The 15,312-nt window shown below is 60.6% G+C and carries 14 protein-coding genes and 1 tRNA gene; 12 read left to right on the forward strand and 3 right to left on the reverse strand.

Features of this window, described 5'->3' with window-relative positions; genetic code table 11:
- Window positions 1-36 precede the first annotated feature (36 nt).
- The 5 genes from ACQRBT_RS07595 to ACQRBT_RS07615 all read left to right on the forward strand — a co-directional run bounded on the left by ACQRBT_RS07595 (window position 37) and on the right by ACQRBT_RS07615 (window position 4,612).
- On the forward strand, window positions 37-2,253 hold the full coding sequence (locus ACQRBT_RS07595; protein WP_060754616.1) for an AsmA family protein: 2,217 nt from the start codon (window positions 37-39) through the stop codon (window positions 2,251-2,253).
- Window positions 2,250-3,317 carry an A/G-specific adenine glycosylase gene (gene mutY, locus ACQRBT_RS07600; protein ID WP_161547688.1) on the forward strand — a complete coding sequence of 356 codons (1,068 nt, stop codon included), beginning with the start codon at window positions 2,250-2,252 and terminating at the stop codon, window positions 3,315-3,317. The genes ACQRBT_RS07595 and mutY overlap by 4 nt, the downstream gene beginning before the upstream one ends.
- Window positions 3,314-3,586 carry an oxidative damage protection protein gene (locus ACQRBT_RS07605; RefSeq protein ID WP_060754618.1) on the forward strand — a complete coding sequence of 91 codons (273 nt, stop codon included), beginning with the start codon at window positions 3,314-3,316 and terminating at the stop codon, window positions 3,584-3,586. The genes mutY and ACQRBT_RS07605 overlap by 4 nt, the downstream gene beginning before the upstream one ends.
- Before the next feature lie 103 nt (window positions 3,587-3,689).
- Window positions 3,690-3,765: transfer RNA gene (locus ACQRBT_RS07610), tRNA-Phe, on the forward strand.
- A gap of 172 nt (window positions 3,766-3,937) precedes the next feature.
- Window positions 3,938-4,612 (forward strand): hypothetical protein, encoded by a 675-nt coding sequence (locus tag ACQRBT_RS07615; protein ID WP_412046557.1) that lies wholly within the window; start codon window positions 3,938-3,940, stop codon window positions 4,610-4,612.
- Window positions 4,613-4,631: 19 nt separating this feature from the next.
- Here ACQRBT_RS07615 and ACQRBT_RS07620 read toward each other — a convergent pair whose 3' ends face one another.
- Window positions 4,632-6,239: an ArnT family glycosyltransferase gene (locus ACQRBT_RS07620; protein WP_412046556.1), complete on the reverse strand. Its 1,608-nt coding sequence runs from the start codon at window positions 6,237-6,239 to the stop codon at window positions 4,632-4,634.
- A gap of 86 nt (window positions 6,240-6,325) precedes the next feature.
- The gene (locus ACQRBT_RS07625) at window positions 6,326-7,291 is read right to left on the reverse strand and encodes an arsenic resistance protein (RefSeq protein ID WP_412046555.1); all 966 of its coding nucleotides are present in this window, start codon (window positions 7,289-7,291) and stop codon (window positions 6,326-6,328) included.
- Window positions 7,292-7,464: 173 nt separating this feature from the next.
- Between ACQRBT_RS07625 and ACQRBT_RS07630 the strand changes: the two genes are divergently transcribed.
- Both ACQRBT_RS07630 and ACQRBT_RS07635 read left to right on the forward strand, forming a co-directional pair.
- Complete coding sequence (locus ACQRBT_RS07630; RefSeq protein WP_104995266.1) at window positions 7,465-8,385, forward strand: alpha/beta hydrolase family protein; 921 nt, start codon at window positions 7,465-7,467, stop codon at window positions 8,383-8,385.
- Between the two features lie 70 nt (window positions 8,386-8,455).
- On the forward strand, window positions 8,456-8,869 hold the full coding sequence (locus ACQRBT_RS07635) for a hypothetical protein (protein ID WP_060754623.1): 414 nt from the start codon (window positions 8,456-8,458) through the stop codon (window positions 8,867-8,869).
- A gap of 118 nt (window positions 8,870-8,987) precedes the next feature.
- Here ACQRBT_RS07635 and gabP read toward each other — a convergent pair whose 3' ends face one another.
- Window positions 8,988-10,379 carry a GABA permease gene (gene gabP, locus ACQRBT_RS07640; RefSeq protein ID WP_060754624.1) on the reverse strand — a complete coding sequence of 464 codons (1,392 nt, stop codon included), beginning with the start codon at window positions 10,377-10,379 and terminating at the stop codon, window positions 8,988-8,990.
- Between the two features lie 556 nt (window positions 10,380-10,935).
- Here gabP and ACQRBT_RS07645 point away from each other — a divergent pair.
- From ACQRBT_RS07645 to ACQRBT_RS07665, 5 genes are all read left to right on the forward strand, one after another.
- Window positions 10,936-11,709 carry an ABC transporter ATP-binding protein gene (locus ACQRBT_RS07645; RefSeq protein ID WP_010213906.1) on the forward strand — a complete coding sequence of 258 codons (774 nt, stop codon included), beginning with the start codon at window positions 10,936-10,938 and terminating at the stop codon, window positions 11,707-11,709.
- 13 nt (window positions 11,710-11,722) lie between these two features.
- Window positions 11,723-12,475 (forward strand): ABC transporter substrate-binding protein, encoded by a 753-nt coding sequence (locus ACQRBT_RS07650; protein ID WP_060754625.1) that lies wholly within the window; start codon window positions 11,723-11,725, stop codon window positions 12,473-12,475.
- A 72-nt stretch (window positions 12,476-12,547) separates the two neighbouring features.
- Window positions 12,548-13,243 (forward strand): ABC transporter permease, encoded by a 696-nt coding sequence (locus ACQRBT_RS07655; protein ID WP_053253867.1) that lies wholly within the window; start codon window positions 12,548-12,550, stop codon window positions 13,241-13,243.
- A gap of 38 nt (window positions 13,244-13,281) precedes the next feature.
- Window positions 13,282-13,971: an ABC transporter permease gene (locus ACQRBT_RS07660; RefSeq protein ID WP_060754698.1), complete on the forward strand. Its 690-nt coding sequence runs from the start codon at window positions 13,282-13,284 to the stop codon at window positions 13,969-13,971.
- Window positions 13,952-15,139: a methyltransferase gene (locus ACQRBT_RS07665; protein WP_060754626.1), complete on the forward strand. Its 1,188-nt coding sequence runs from the start codon at window positions 13,952-13,954 to the stop codon at window positions 15,137-15,139. Before ACQRBT_RS07660 ends, ACQRBT_RS07665 begins: the two co-directional genes overlap by 20 nt.
- The last annotated feature ends 173 nt before the right edge of the window (window positions 15,140-15,312 follow it).

Raw genomic sequence — 15,312 nt, forward strand, 5'->3', positions numbered from 1 at the left:
GGCTAAATTTTGAATTCGACATACAAGGACTCGCCCATGAAAGCGTTCGGCAAAATCCTGGGTCTGGTACTTCTCGGGCTGTTGCTGATCATTGTGGCCCTGGGCTTCGCCCTGACCCACCTCTTCGATCCCAACGACTACAAAGACGAGATTCGCCAGATTGCCCGCGACAAGGCCCACATCGAGCTGACGCTCAATGGCGACATCGGCTGGAGCCTGTTCCCCTGGCTGGGCCTGGAGCTGCACGAAGCCAGCGTCGCCACCCTGACCAACCCGACCAAGCCATTCGCCGACCTGCAGATGCTCGGCCTCTCGGTGCGTGTGTTGCCGCTGCTGCGTCGTGAAGTGCAGATGAGCGACGTGCGCGTCGAGGGCCTCAACCTGCGCCTGAACCGCGACAAGCAAGGCCACGGTGACTGGGAAGACATCGGCAAGAACGTGCCTGTGGCGAGCGCCGACGCCCCGGTTCCCGCTCCCGTGCAAGCACCTGCCGAGCCGGAGCCTGAAAAACCGCCGAAGCCGATCCGCCTGGACATCGACAGCCTGACCATCAACAACGCCCGCGTTGAATACAACGACGAGCAGACCGGCAAGCAGTTCAGCGCCGAAAGCATCCAACTGAGTGCCGGCGCCGTCCACGAAGGCGCCAGCATCCCGCTGAAACTCACCGCATTCCTGGGCACCAGCCAACCGCTGATGCGCGTCAAGACCGAGCTCACCGGCAACCTGCGCATCCAGAACGCCCTCAAACGCTATCAGCTCGAAGACATGCGATTGAGCGGCGAGGCCACCGGCGAGCCGTTGCAGGGCAAGACCATGACCTATTCCACCCAGGGTCAGGTGCTCGTAGACCTGGCGGCCAATATCGCCGAATGGACCAACCTGAAACTGTCCGCCAACCAGTTACGCGCGCTGGGTGAACTCAAGGTCAACGACCTGAACAAAACCCCGCAGCTCAACGGTGCCCTGTCCATTGCCCAATTTGACCTGGCCAAGTTTCTCGAAAGCGTCGGCCACCCATTACCGGCGATGGCCGAGGGCAGCCTGAGCAAGGTCGAACTGGTCAGCCGCCTCAAGGGCACGCCTACCAGCGTGGCCCTGGAAGACCTGAACCTCAAGCTGGATGGCAGCACCTTCACCGGTCGCGTTGCCGTGGATGACTTCGCCAAGCAGTCCCTGCGCGTGCAGCTCAAGGGCGATACCTTCAATGCCGACAACTACTTGCCGCCTAAATCCGAGTCCGCCAAAGGCGCCGCCGCCGCACGCCAGGCCGAAGTCCAGAACAGCGAAATGGGCGCCATGGCCGCCGGTGGCACCACACCACTGCCGGACGCCCCGACCAAAGGCGCCTGGAGCACCGACAGGCTGCTGCCGCTGACCCGCCTGCGCACCCTGGATGTGAACGCCGACCTGGCCTTCGGCCAACTGACCCTGAGCAAGCTGCCGATCCAGAATGCTGCACTCCAAGCCTCCGGCATCGACGGCCAACTCAAGCTCGACAACCTGAGTGGCGGTCTCTACAACGGTACGTTCCAAGCCAACGGTACGCTGGATGTGCGCCAAGACATCCCGGTCGTGGCACTGCAAACCCATATCAAGCAAGTGCCGGTCGAACGCATCCTGCAGGCCCAGGGGCAAAACCCGCCGGTGAAAGGCCAGGTCACCCTGGACAGCAACCTCACAGGCCGTGGCAACAGCCAGAAAGCCTTGGTCGACAGCCTCAACGGCACCGCCAGCTTTGTGATCAACAACGGCATGCTGCTCAATGCCAACCTTGAACAGCAACTGTGCACCGGCATCGCCCTGCTCAACCGCAAGACTCTGAGCAGCACCCCACAGGGCAAGGACACGCCCTTCCAGGAACTGCGCGGCAACCTGACTTTCCGTAACGGCGTGGCCAGCAACCCGGACCTGAAAGTGCGCATCCCGGGCTTGACGGTCAACGGCAACGGTGACGTCGACCTGCGCGTACTGGGCATGGACTACCGCGTCGGCATCATCGTCGAAGGCGACAAGCGCGACGTTCCGGACCCGGCCTGCCAGGTCGGCAGCAACTTCCAGGGTATCGAAGTACCGCTACGCTGCCGTGGCCCGCTGGAGTTGGGCGCCAAGGCCTGCCGCCTGGACAAGGATGGCTTGACCCAGGTGGCGCTCAAGGCGGCCGGCAACAAGCTCAGCGACAAGCTTGAAGAGAAGCTCGACAAGGTCAACCCACAGTTGAAAGACGCCCTGAAAGGCCTGTTCAAGCGATGAGAAACGAGCAATTTTCACAGGCGGTGCTCGACTGGTACGACCGCCACGGGCGCCATGACCTGCCCTGGCAACAGGGCATCACGCCTTACCGGGTGTGGGTCTCGGAGATCATGCTGCAGCAGACCCAGGTCAGCACGGTGTTGAACTACTTCGATCGCTTCATGGCCTCGCTGCCGACGGTCGAGGCCCTGGCCGCCGCGCCGGAAGACGAGGTGCTGCACCTGTGGACGGGCCTGGGTTACTACACCCGTGCCCGCAACCTGCAGAAGACCGCCAAGATCGTCGTCGCCGAATACGGCGGCGAATTTCCCCGCGATGTCGAAAAACTCACCGAGCTGCCCGGTATCGGCCTGTCCACCGCCGGCGCGATCGCCAGCCTGAGCATGGGCCTGCGCGCCCCGATCCTCGACGGCAACGTCAAACGCGTGCTCGCGCGCTTTACCGCGCAAGAGGGCTACCCCGGCGAACCCAAGGTCGCCAAGCAGCTGTGGGCTACCGCAGAGCGCTTTACACCGCATGACCGGGTCAACGCCTATACCCAGGCGATGATGGATATGGGCGCCACGCTCTGCACGCGCAGCAAGCCAAGCTGCCTGCTGTGCCCGCTGGAAAAAGACTGCGAAGCCCACATGCTCGGCCTGGAGACGCGCTACCCGATCCCCAAGCCGCGCAAGACCATCCCGCAAAAGCGCACACTGATGCCGCTGCTGGCCAATACCGAAGGCGCGATCCTGCTTTACCGACGCCCGTCCACGGGCCTGTGGGGCGGTTTGTGGAGCCTGCCGGAGCTGGATGACCTGGAAGACCTGGACCACCTCGCCAACCAGCACGCGCTGGCGTTGGGTAAGCAGCAGCCACTGCCCGGGCTGATCCACACCTTCAGCCACTTCCAGCTGGCCATCGAGCCCTGGCTGGTGCAGGTTGAGGAAACCGTCCATCACGTGGCCGAGGCCGACTGGCTCTGGTATAACCTCGCCACCCCGCCGCGCCTGGGCCTCGCCGCCCCGGTCAAAAAATTGCTGAAGCGCGCGGCCGATGTATTGAACGCAGGAGAGTCGTCATGACCCGCACCGTAATGTGCCGCAAGTACAAAGAACAACTGCCGGGCCTGGAACGCCCACCGTATCCGGGCGCCAAGGGCCAGGATGTGTTCGATCACGTGTCTGCCCAGGCATGGGCCGACTGGCAGAAACACCAGACCCTGCTGATCAACGAAAAACGCCTGAACATGATGAACGCCGAAGACCGCAAATACTTGCAGGGCGAAATGGACAAGTTCTTTTCCGGCGAAGATTACGCCAAGGCCGACGGCTACGTGCCACCTGCTCAATAACTGATCAAAAACCGGGGTCGGAACGTAAGCGACGGTAATAATTAAATATTTTTTGAAAACTTGCTTGACGACCCCCTGAAAAACCCGTTTAATGCGCCCCGTTGCCCAGATAGCTCAGTCGGTAGAGCAGGGGATTGAAAATCCCCGTGTCGGCGGTTCGATTCCGTCTCTGGGCACCACTAATACCGAAAAACCCCAAGCGAAGATGATTCCTTGGGGTTTTTTATTGCCCACGATTTAACGCCGGCTGGACGAACTCAGGGCCACGCCGGACTGCCCCCAATTGAAGCTTGTTTATCGTGCGGCTCAATCGTCTAGTTTTTACATTTCTGGCTGCAAGGTAGTGATTTCATGACCCGGTATTTGTCCTGCGCGCTGTTACTGCTGGCTGCACTGCTCAGCGGATGCGCCACGCAAATGGATGTTTCGATCAACGCAACGCCTGATCCGGACTATCACTTTGATCGAGAGGCAACCGTACTGGTGACGACCTCCGTTGGCGGCAATGCGCAGAACACGCTCAATGCGCGCTACTACCTTCGAGACATGGTCAGGGCCATGAAGGACCAGGGCTTTCGCAACGTGTTCACTGACACCACCCTGCCTCAGAACTCCGCGCCGATCAGAATGACCGTCACGCTCGATGTCGACAGCCGCCAGGTCACTTACCGCTACACCGCCACCGAGTACGGCCAGGTGCCGACCAGCACTACCACTGAGTGCAAGAAGAGCAAGAAAAAAGACGATCAACTGACCTGCACCAGCAAACCCAATACCACCTATGGCCCAGTGGGCACCTCGGAGCGAACCGGCTACACCACACTCACCACGTTCACCGCCACGGCTCGGGACGAAGCGAGCCGGCGCGCGGTGTATGTGCTTCGGGCAACGTCCTACAACGAGGATTGCCAGGCGGCCAAAGTCGAGGCGTTCCTGGTTGAGCAGAGTTTGCAGAACCTGAATTTTCAGGATCGCGTCCAACGCAACTACACCGTGAAGATGCCGGAGGGCTACCAGTGCAAGTAGCCTGCACTGGATTCGCGGTTTAATTGAGCAAAAACACCATCAACGGATTGTCATTCAAGCGCCCTTCGAAGCTGGGCGCCAGTTGCTCCACCGGCGTGCCCTTCAACAGCGCAGTCTCTTTACGCGAGACAATCACCCAGGATGGACGCGGCAACGCGTTCAACTTCTCAAGCTCGTTACGCCCCACGAACAGCGGCTGCTCATCGTGGTCCAGGTTCATCATGTAGCGTATGGCCCAGGTGTCCCGCGCCAGATCGACAAACACCAACGGGCCGGGCTGCGATACCCGAAGTGTTTCTACCTGGCTGACGAACCGCTGCGTATCGAATTGCAGGTCCTTGGCCGGCTCGATCACCGCCACCAGCAGCAGCCATTGCGCCGCCAGCGCGATCACACTGAGCGACACCAACCTCAGCTCCCGCCGCCAGGCCACCAGGGCCGCCACTTGAAGAATGACCAGCACACCGATCAGCAGCGGCAGCGAAACATCGGGCCAGTAACCGTGCTTTTGCCATACCTGTCGACAGACGAAGAGCACAACCACGCCCAAGGCCGGTAGCGCTGCGACAAGCCATTCATAACCGCGACGTACACCCACCAACCAATTTTGCGCGTAAAGCAGCCCATAGGCGGCGACAGCGGCAAACATCGGCACCATCGGCAGGATGTAGTAAGCACGCTTGAAGTGTGGCACCGATAGGCCGAGCAAAATCATCAAGCCACACGCGCCCAGACGCCAAAATAGCTGCATGTCCTCATTCGCCCATCGCTCAGACCAACGATGACGCAGCGCAATCAAGGTCGCCAGCGCCAACGGCACCACAGGGAAGTAGCGGTACAAACTCAGCTTGAAGTAGAAATAAAATGGCTCGCCCGACTCATCAAGACGGCCACCCACCTGCATCTTGAACACTTCATCGGCAAAGGCATCGCCGCCACTGATACGTGCCAGCTTCATCAGCAGCCACCAGCACGCCGCAAGTAGCACCAACCCGACAACGCCGTGGACCAGCACCTGCTTGACCCTCTCGCCTGGCCGAGCCAGCGCCCAATACACGCACACCACCCCGCACACCTCGATCAACCCCAGCGGCCCGCGAATCGCGAAGCCCAGGACGAACAGCGGGAACACCGCCAACTGCCGCACCCGCGAACCCAGACGCTCGCCGCTGTGCAGCAGATAAAAACTGCCGACGCACAACAACGCGACCATCTGGTCCAGGCATACCGAGCGGGATTTTTCCAATAACTGGGTCGTGAGCAGCGTCAGCAACACCGTGAGCAACGCCCAAGGACGGCCGGCAGGCGCCAGCAAGCGGTAGATCAGGGCGACCACACCTGCCGAGGCGAGCGCCGTAGGCAGCACATTCGCCAAGTGATTCGGCGCACCAAACAACCGGGCAAACACAAAACTGAAGAAAGTCGCCGTGCCGGGGTAATCCGCATACGGCTGACCATAGGTAGTAGGGAAAAGGCTCGCACCATGGCGAAACATTTCCTGCATAAACAGCGCCCAACGCCCATCAAAACCCTGGGGCTGCTGATCCCAGATCCCTAGGGTGAATAGCAGTAAGGCGATCAGAAAAATGCCCAGGGACTCCAGGCGAAAACGACTGCGGTGGTCCATCGATTGTCCTTTCAGGTAGGGTGCGCCGACTTATGGTGCCGCAGCCCGTCCTGAATGACGCCTGAACAAAACCCAACATTCACGCTTTACCGATTGGCGGGCCACACCCACCGTGGCACCAGGCGAATGTAGATCAGCTCCCCCACCAACTCGACCAGTGTTTGCAGGATGACTGCCGTTGCGGCAATACCTCGCACCTCTTCGGGCAGAGCCAACGCCAGGGGCAGCACCACCAGCGAATTGCGGGTCGATGCACTGAAGGTCACCGCCCGCGCCGTCATCGCGGGCAAAGCGAACAACTTCGATGCAAACGCGCCCATCAGCGGCGCCAACAACAGGAAGCCCAGGTAGACCGGAACCACCGGCAACAACAGGCCGATATCGCGCACCACTGCGCTGATCTGCCCGCCGATCACCACAAACAGCACCAGCGCCATCGCCGGCACCGGCAGCCAGGCCCAGGCATTGTTCCACGCGCCGACAATCTTGGAGCGGCGCGCCAGAGCCGTGGTCAGCACCGCAAGGATCATCGGCGCCACGATCAACCCCAGGAATGCCTCGACAAACGGCCCCACCGCCACTACCCCCTCAAACTGCGCGCCCAACAGGAAACTCAGGTAAACCGGCAGCAACACCAATTGCAGCAACAACAGCAGCGGCGTCGCCGCCAGCATTGACCGCGAATCGCCCTTGCCGATATGGGTAAACACCACCACGTAGTCGATGCACGGCGTGAGCAGCACCAACAGCGCCCCCACCAGCAACCCCGGGTGCTCCACCAGGCCAAGTGTCAACGCCCACACGAGCAATGGCACCAGGACGAAATTGGCCAGCAACAATGCCCAGAGGAAGCGTTTGTTGATCAAGCTCTGGCGCAGGTCCAGAAACGGAATTTGCAGGAACATCGCATACATCAGCACCGCAATGGCGGGCATGACCAGCATGCCAAGCCCCTGGGCCGCCACGGGCGCGAGCAAGCCGAAGCAGGCAGCCAGCAGGACCGCCGCAAAGTACACAGGAATCTGGTGATGTTCGAGGGTGTCGCGGGTCATGGGCCAACTCTGTTCAATCAACACGATCGCAAGCCTGGGCGGCCGACGCGATACACCGAGCATACCGGCACTTTCTGCACGCATGGCAGGTTAAATTTGGTAATTTCGGCTTCTTATAAAAAAGCGCATGAGTCTTCAGGCTTACCCTACAAGCGCATGGATTGAGGCAACCGATGAACCTGCCGACCCGACCTGCCCCGGAAACCTTTCGACAAGCTGCCGCCGACGGCTACCTTATCGGCGGCTTCACCTGGCGGCACATCCGTACCGACCCAACACGCCCGGTGGTCATCATCAACGCTGCCACGTCCGTGCGCTGCCGCCATTATTCACGCTTTGCCGACTATCTGTTTGCCAATGGCTTGGACGTCATCACTTACGACTATCGCGGCATCGGCGAATCCAGGGACGGCTCCCTGCGCGGCTTCAAGGCCTCTTGGTCAGATTGGGGCGTGCTGGATTTCGAGGCAATGCTGCAACGGGCTCAGCGAGAATTTCCCGGGCAACCGATTGATGTGGTCGCCCACAGTTTCGGCGGTTGCGCTGCCGGGCTGGGGGCATCGGGAGCGGTGATTCGGCGGGTTGTCACGGTAGGCGCGCAGTTCGCCTACTGGCGCGATTATCACGCAAGCGAACGCTGGCGCATGCTTGCCAAATGGCATGTGGCGATGCCCTTGCTGACGGCACTGTGCGGTTACTTCCCAGGCAAGCGCCTGGGCTGGTTGGAGGACACGCCGACGGGCGTGGTGAAGGATTGGGCCACACCGACCTCGAGTTACGAAAGACGCCCCAGCGGTCGCATCCTGGGTGAGCTGCCATTTAGCCGCGTGAAGGCGCGGATACTGGCCATCAGCATGACCGACGACCCGTTTGGCACCGTGGCGGCCATCGAACGGTTACTGGGCTATTTCAACAACAGCGAATGCACTCACTGGCGGATTGCCCCCGAAAATATCGGCGAGAAAAACGTCGGACATTTCGCGTTCTTCCGTAGCGAGTACCAGAACCGACTATGGCCCATCGCACTGGCGTGGCTACAAAAAGGCAAGATGGCAGACGGTACGCCCGGGCACCGAGTGACGGAACGCACGTAGATTCCCTTGGGATTTCACCCAACCTGCGCTTCAATACCCGACCCCGATCCTGAACCAAGGACGCAAGCCCATGGCTTCGCCAAACAAACAGCAAAAACGCGCCCACCGGGCAAAGGCCAAGGCCAAGCAAAACCGCACCCAACGCGCCGTCGCGGCGAAGCCGGATGCGTTCGCCGGCGATGACAGCCGTATCGACCTTGAATCGGTGGATTTGACCGAGCTGTTTGTTGAAATGCGCACAGCCGGTGAAATCAGCCAGCAGGCGCTGTGTGCGGCATTCCTGTCGCACCCTTTGCTGGCACTGGTGCTGGAGCAGGAAGGCGAAGAGGAAGCCACCGATTTTATCCTGGCGGCGCTGATCGAGTATCGGCAGTGGGCCACGGACAGCGATGACGAAGCGGCGGCGCTGGCGTGGATCGAATCGTCAGAGTTCCAGGCCGATTACGTGGCAGCTTCCCAAGCGCTCGCCAACTCGGAAGACTGACGCAAAACGAAATGTGGGAGGGGGCTTGCTCCCGATAGCATCAGGTCTGCCAGAGCATCTGGCACTGACACACCGCTATCGGGAGCAAGCCCCCTCCCACATTTTGTTCTGCGGCGTGTCAGTTCAGTACTGCAGCACCCACTCTTTGAGCCTTGCGACGGCTTGCCACAACCAACCCCGCCAACACCACCAACAAGCTCAAGATGCCGGTCGCGATAATCTCGACCCGATGCGCTTCCTGGAACAGCATGACGGTCAACGTACCGACGATGAACACCATCACCGCGTAGGTCAGGCCCGGGAACAGCCACATTTTGAACGCGATCTTCTCGCCCGCCGCCGTGCGCTTCTGGCGCATGCGCAGTTGCGACACCGCAATCACCAGGTACACCAGCAACGCGATGGCACCAGAACTGGCCAGCAGGAACTCGAACACTGCCGCCGGCGCCACGTAGTTGGCAAACACCGCCAGGAACGCCGCGCCAGTGGACAGCAACACCGCCCAGTAAGGCGTGCCGCTTTTGTTGGTGCGCTTGGACACAGCCGGCGCATCACCGCGACGCCCCAGGGAGAACAGCATGCGCGAGGCGGTGTACAGCGCCGAGTTCAGGCAGCTGGTCACGGCAACCAAGACCACCAGGTCGACGATCAGCTTGGCATTCGGGATGCCCATGCGCTCCAGCACCGTCTGGTAGGAACCTACCGCCGCCAGAGTCGGATCGTTCCATGGCACCAGGGATACGACGATAAAAATCGACAACAGATAGAACAAACCAATCCGCCAGATCACCGAGTTGGTGGCCTTGGTGATTTGTTGGCCGGGGTTCTTCGATTCAGCCGCCGCGATGGTGACGATCTCAGTGCCCATGAACGAGAACATCGTCGTCAGGATGGCCGCCAAGACTGCGCCGATGCCATTAGGCATGAAGCCCTGGGTGTCGAACAGGTGCGAGACGCCACTGACCTGGCTGGTTGGCAGGAAACCGAAAACCGCCGCCAACCCAAGGATCACGAAGCCGACGATCGCCACCACTTTGATCAGTGCAAACCAGAACTCGAACTCACCGTAGTTCTTCACGCTGAACAGGTTGGTCGCCGTCAGCAGCAAGGTGATGATCAGGGTAAACGCCCAGATTGCCACGCCGGGGAACCAGGCATGGAGGATGGTCGCAGCGGCGTTGGCCTCCAGCGGAATCACCAGCACCCAGAACCACCAGTACAACCAGCCGATGGTGAAACCGGCCCAATGGCCGATCGCACGGTCGGCATAAGTGGAAAACGAACCGGTGTCCGGCGACGCAACGGCCATTTCGGCCAACATGCGCATCACTAATACCACCAGCGTACCGGCCGCCGCGTAGGCCAATAACACGGCCGGGCCGGCTGCTGCGATCGCATGGCCGGAGCCGACAAACAAACCGGCACCAATAACGCCGGCAATCGACAGCATGGTGACATGACGCGGTTTGAGCCCCTGTTCGAGGTCATTGGAGCTTTGCGTACTACTCATTGACACACCTTTGCGAGGAATTGCGAAAACGGTCCGTCCCGCCTGCAGTCTTTCTCGTGAAAAGAAACCAACGGGGCGTTCTTTATTTTTTACGCAAGATTTGCGCCAAAATGTTACAAAGCCGCGATTGACGCGGGCTGTAGGACGATTCAACAACCGACGCAAGTCATTGAGAACAATGGCATTCCGCTATAGCGTTACCGTGCGACCCACTTTCAAGACGAACAAACGCACCAAAAGCACACACAAAAAGTACGTGACGCCTCATAAAAGGGCTGATAAGCACCGTTTGCCCGGTTAACCCTTCCAACACCCGCCCAAAGCTGGCACCATCGCGCCCTTTTTTACGCGAAGCCTGTGGATTTACCGGGTTCAAACGTCTGTCAGGTTGTAGATGGCGCGACACGCTGCTGTGCCGATGCGACACCCTGCCGCAGACCACCCGTTAACCGCCCGCAGCGCTGTTGGCTGCCATCCGAACGCTATGCTAGCTTGGCGCCTCGCCAGGAAGGCGGCCCAACAGCGTCGAACGCAACGAACACAATGAGGACCGCACATGGCCGAGGCCACGCCCGCGCTTGAAATCCGCAACTTGCATAAACGCTATGGTGAGCTGGAGGTACTTAAAGGTATCTCGCTGACCGCCCGCGACGGCGACGTGATCTCGATCCTGGGTTCCTCCGGTTCCGGCAAGTCCACCTTTTTGCGCTGCATCAACCTGCTGGAAAACCCCCATCAGGGCCAGATCCTAGTCGCCGGTGAAGAACTCAAGCTCAAGGCCGCGAAAAACGGCGAGCTGATGGCTGCCGACGGCAAACAGATCAACCGCCTGCGCAGCGAAATTGGTTTTGTGTTTCAAAACTTTAACCTGTGGCCGCACATGAGCATCCTCGACAACATCATCGAGGCGCCCCGCCGCGTGCTCGGCCAGAGCAAGGCCGAAGCCATTGAAGTGGCCGAAGCCCTGCTGGCCAAGGTCGGCATCGCCGACAAACGCCACGCTTACCCTGCGCAACTGTCCGGCGGCCAGCAGCAACGGGCGGCCATTGCGCGCACCCTGGCGATGCAGCCCAAGGTCATCCTGTTCGACGAGCCGACCTCGGCCCTTGACCCGGAAATGGTTCAGGAAGTACTTAATGTGATCCGCGCACTGGCCGAAGAAGGCCGCACCATGCTGCTGGTCACCCATGAAATGGGCTTTGCCCGCCAGGTGTCCAGCGAAGTGGTGTTCTTGCACCAGGGCCTGGTCGAAGAGCAAGGATCGCCACAGCAGGTGTTTGAAAACCCGCTTTCGGCACGCTGCAAACAATTCATGTCCAGCAACCGCTAACGGAGCAACATGCATGCAGAACTATAAAAAATTCCTTCTGGCCGCGGCCGTTTCGATGGCGTTCAGCGCCACAGCCATGGCGGAAACCCTGAAGATGGGGATCGAAGCGGCCTACCCGCCCTTCAACAATAAAGACGCCAGCGGCAACGTCGTCGGCTTCGACAAAGACATCGGCGACGCCCTGTGCGCCAAGATGAAAGTCGAGAAGTGTGAAGTGTATGTCTCCGACTGGGACGGCATCATCCCGGCCCTGAACGCCAAGAAATTCGACTTCCTGGTGTCTTCGCTGTCGATCACCGATGAACGCAAGCAGGCCGTCGACTTCACCGACCCGTACTACTCCAACAAGCTGCAATTCATCGCGCCGAAAGCCACTGCGGACTTCAAGACCGACGCGGCATACCTGAAGGGCAAAACCATCGGTGCACAGCGAGCGACCCTGGCCGGTACTTACCTGGAAGACAAGCTGCCGGACACCACCGCCAAGCTCTATGACACCCAGGAAAACGCCTACCTCGACCTGACGTCCGGGCGCCTGGACGGCATCCTCGCCGACAAGTACGTGCAGTACGAATGGCTCAAGAGCAAAGACGGTTCGGCCTACGAGTTCAAAGGCGACCCGGTGGTAGAAAGCGACAAGATCGGTATCGCCGTACGCAAGGGCGACCCACTGCGCGAGCGCCTGAACAAAGCCCTGGCGGAGATCAAGGCAGACGGCACCTACAAGAAGATCAACGACAAGTACTTCCCGTTCAGCATCGAATGACCTGAACGACTTGCCCGGCGTGCTCAGCGGAGCACGCCGGCTTTAAGCTCTGCCTTGCGATATGAAAACACCATGAATTTCGATCTCTACGGATTCGGCCCGGCACTTGCCGCCGGCGCGCTGATGACCGTCAAACTGGCGCTCACGGCCCTGTGCCTGGGGCTGGTGCTGGGCCTTGCCGGCGCCTTGGCCAAGACGTCCCCGTACAAGCCGCTGCAATGGCTTGGCGGCGCTTACTCGACCATCGTCCGCGGTATTCCCGAATTGCTGTGGGTGCTGCTGATTTATTTCGGCACGGTCAACCTGATGCGTGCCCTCGGTGAGTTCTTCGGTAACCCCGACCTTTCTCTCAGTGCCTTTGCCGCCGGGGTGATCGCCCTCGGCCTGTGCTTTGGCGCCTACGCCACGGAAGTGTTCCGTGGCGCGATCCTCGCCATTCCCAAGGGCCACCGCGAAGCGGGTGTGGCGTTGGGGCTGTCGAAGTTCAGGATTTTCACCCGCCTGATCATGCCGCAGATGTGGCGCATCGCCCTGCCCGGCCTGGGCAACCTGTTCATGATTCTGATGAAGGACACCGCACTGGTTTCGGTGATCGGCCTGGAAGAAATCATGCGCCACGCCCAGATCGGCGTGACCGTGACCAAGCAGCCCTTCACCTTCTTCATGGTCGCGGCATTCATGTACCTGGGCCTCACCGTGCTGGCCATGACCGGCATGCACTTCCTGGAAAAACGCGCCGCCCGCGGCTTTGCAAGGAGCACCCAATGAGCGGCGACTACAGCTGGCTGGCGCATTTCGACCTGGGCCTGAACTGGGCCGTGATCATCAAGTGGCTGCCCAAGCTCGCCCAGGGCGCCACCCTCACGCTGGAACTGGTCGCCATCGCGGTGATTGCCGGCCTGCTGCTGGCGATCCCGCTGGGCATCGCCCGTTCCTCGCGCCGCTGGTACGTGAGCGCCCTGCCCTACGCCTACATTTTCTTCTTCCGGGGCACGCCACTGCTGGTGCAGTTGTTCCTGGTCTACTACGGCCTGGCACAGTTCGATACGGTCCGTGAGAGCGTCCTCTGGCCCTACCTGCGCGATCCGTTCTGGTGCGCCACGGCGACGATGACCCTGCACACCGCCGCTTATATCGCCGAGATCCTGCGCGGCGCGATCCAGGCCATCCCGCCGGGTGAGATCGAAGCGGCACGCGCCTTGGGCATGTCCAAGCCCAAGACGTTGTTCTACATCATCCTGCCCCGCGCCTCGCGCATCGGCCTGCCGGCCTACAGCAACGAAGTGATCCTGATGCTCAAGGCCAGCGCCCTGGCCAGCACCGTGACCTTGCTGGAGCTGACGGGCATGGCGCGTACGATCATCGCCCGCACCTACTTACCGGTGGAGATCTTCTTCGCCGCCGGGTTGTTCTACCTGCTGATGGCTTACATCCTGGTGCGCGGCTTCAAACTGCTCGAACGCTGGTTGCGCGTCGATGCCTGCCAGGGACGCTGAGGCCCGTTTCAAAGCGCTGGATGCGTTTCTGGTCGAGCATCAAAGGCTGTGGCGACCACGACCCTTTACACACCTGCAATTACCCTGGGAAGCCGCGCATCCCGAGTTGGCCCACTGGCTTCGCCAACGCTCGTTGGCGGATGCCGAAGCCAGCCACAATCATGCCCACGCGTTAGCGGCGCCTGCGCCTTTTCCACAGTTGGCGGAGCGGGCATTGCGCCTCAGTGCAGTGGACGAGTTACCCAAACGCGCACTGGAGCCGGCCCGCCACCGCCTGAACGTCGACGTGCCCGGCCGCAAATGGCAGCAGATCGAAGCCTTCGGTGCCGCATTGCAATTCACCGAAACACCTGGCCACTGGCTGGACTGGTGTGCCGGCAAAGGTCATCTCGGCCGTCGCCTGCTGCAACCCGGCCAGCAACTGACTTGCCTGGAATACGACCCGGCCCTGATCGCCTCAGGCCAGGCGCTGAGCGAGCACCACCGATTGCCGGTCACGCATCGCCTGCAAGACGTGATGGCGGATGTGACACTCAGCCCCGCCCACACGCCCGTCGCCTTGCACGCCTGCGGCGACTTGCACGTGCGCCTGTTGCAACTGGCCAGTGCTGCCGGCTGCAAAAAACTGGCGCTGGCGCCCTGCTGCTATAACCGCATCAATGGCGAGCACTACCAACCGCTATCGAGCGCCGGCCGTACGTCAGGCCTGCGCCTGTCAAAAGATGACTTGGGCCTGCCATTGAGCGAAACCGTCACCGCCGGCAATCGCGTGCGCCAACAACGTGACACCTCCATGGCTCGACGCCTGGGCTTTGATCACTTGCAACGCCAGTTACGCGGCCACGACGACTACTTACCCACCCCCTCGCTGCCCGCCAGTTGGCTGGGCAAATCCTTCGCCGACTACTGCCGGGAACTGGCGAATCTCAAGGGCTTATCCACAGGTGAACAGGATTGGGCTGCACTGGAGGCCGAGGGTTGGCGCCGCCTTGCACAGGTACGCAACCTGGAATTGGTGCGAGGCTTGTTTCGACGCCCGCTGGAGATGTGGCTAGTGTTGGACCGGGCGCTCTATCTGTCGGAACAGGGCTATAAGGTCGAGATAGGCAGCTTCTGTGAGCCCGCCCTGACCCCACGCAACTTGATGGTGCTGGCCGAGCGCGATTAAGGGGCAAAATTTCCTACATGCCCCTGTGGATAACTCTGTTGATGGATTCTTTACAGAGGCTGTTCCCATCAGCGCTGCAGGCCAAAAGGCACGCTGGTCATTTTTTGTTCACAAAATAAAATGCACACAAAACAGGCAGTTGCAGCGTGTTGAGAACCGCTCCACAAAATGGC

This window comes from Pseudomonas sp. R19M, from assembly GCF_050312585.1.
Taxonomy (GTDB): Bacteria; Pseudomonadota; Gammaproteobacteria; order Pseudomonadales; family Pseudomonadaceae; genus Aquipseudomonas; species Aquipseudomonas palleroniana.

Bases quoted from the DNA above. Each gene is read 5' to 3' on its own strand.
- mutY (WP_161547688.1), top strand. From the start codon at position 2,250: ATGAGAAACGAGCAATTTTCACAGGCGGTGCTCGACTGGTACGACCGC.
- ACQRBT_RS07595 (WP_060754616.1), top strand. From the start codon at position 37: ATGAAAGCGTTCGGCAAAATCCTGGGTCTGGTACTTCTCGGGCTGTTG.
- ACQRBT_RS07645 (WP_010213906.1), top strand. From the start codon at position 10,936: ATGGCCGAGGCCACGCCCGCGCTTGAAATCCGCAACTTGCATAAACGC.
- ACQRBT_RS07655 (WP_053253867.1), top strand. From the start codon at position 12,548: ATGAATTTCGATCTCTACGGATTCGGCCCGGCACTTGCCGCCGGCGCG.
- ACQRBT_RS07605 (WP_060754618.1), top strand. From the start codon at position 3,314: ATGACCCGCACCGTAATGTGCCGCAAGTACAAAGAACAACTGCCGGGC.
- ACQRBT_RS07615 (WP_412046557.1), top strand. From the start codon at position 3,938: ATGACCCGGTATTTGTCCTGCGCGCTGTTACTGCTGGCTGCACTGCTC.
- ACQRBT_RS07665 (WP_060754626.1), top strand. From the start codon at position 13,952: ATGCCTGCCAGGGACGCTGAGGCCCGTTTCAAAGCGCTGGATGCGTTT.
- ACQRBT_RS07630 (WP_104995266.1), top strand. From the start codon at position 7,465: ATGAACCTGCCGACCCGACCTGCCCCGGAAACCTTTCGACAAGCTGCC.
- ACQRBT_RS07625 (WP_412046555.1), bottom strand. From the start codon at position 7,291: ATGACCCGCGACACCCTCGAACATCACCAGATTCCTGTGTACTTTGCG.
- ACQRBT_RS07650 (WP_060754625.1), top strand. From the start codon at position 11,723: ATGCAGAACTATAAAAAATTCCTTCTGGCCGCGGCCGTTTCGATGGCG.
- gabP (WP_060754624.1), bottom strand. From the start codon at position 10,379: ATGAGTAGTACGCAAAGCTCCAATGACCTCGAACAGGGGCTCAAACCG.
- ACQRBT_RS07620 (WP_412046556.1), bottom strand. From the start codon at position 6,239: ATGGACCACCGCAGTCGTTTTCGCCTGGAGTCCCTGGGCATTTTTCTG.
- ACQRBT_RS07635 (WP_060754623.1), top strand. From the start codon at position 8,456: ATGGCTTCGCCAAACAAACAGCAAAAACGCGCCCACCGGGCAAAGGCC.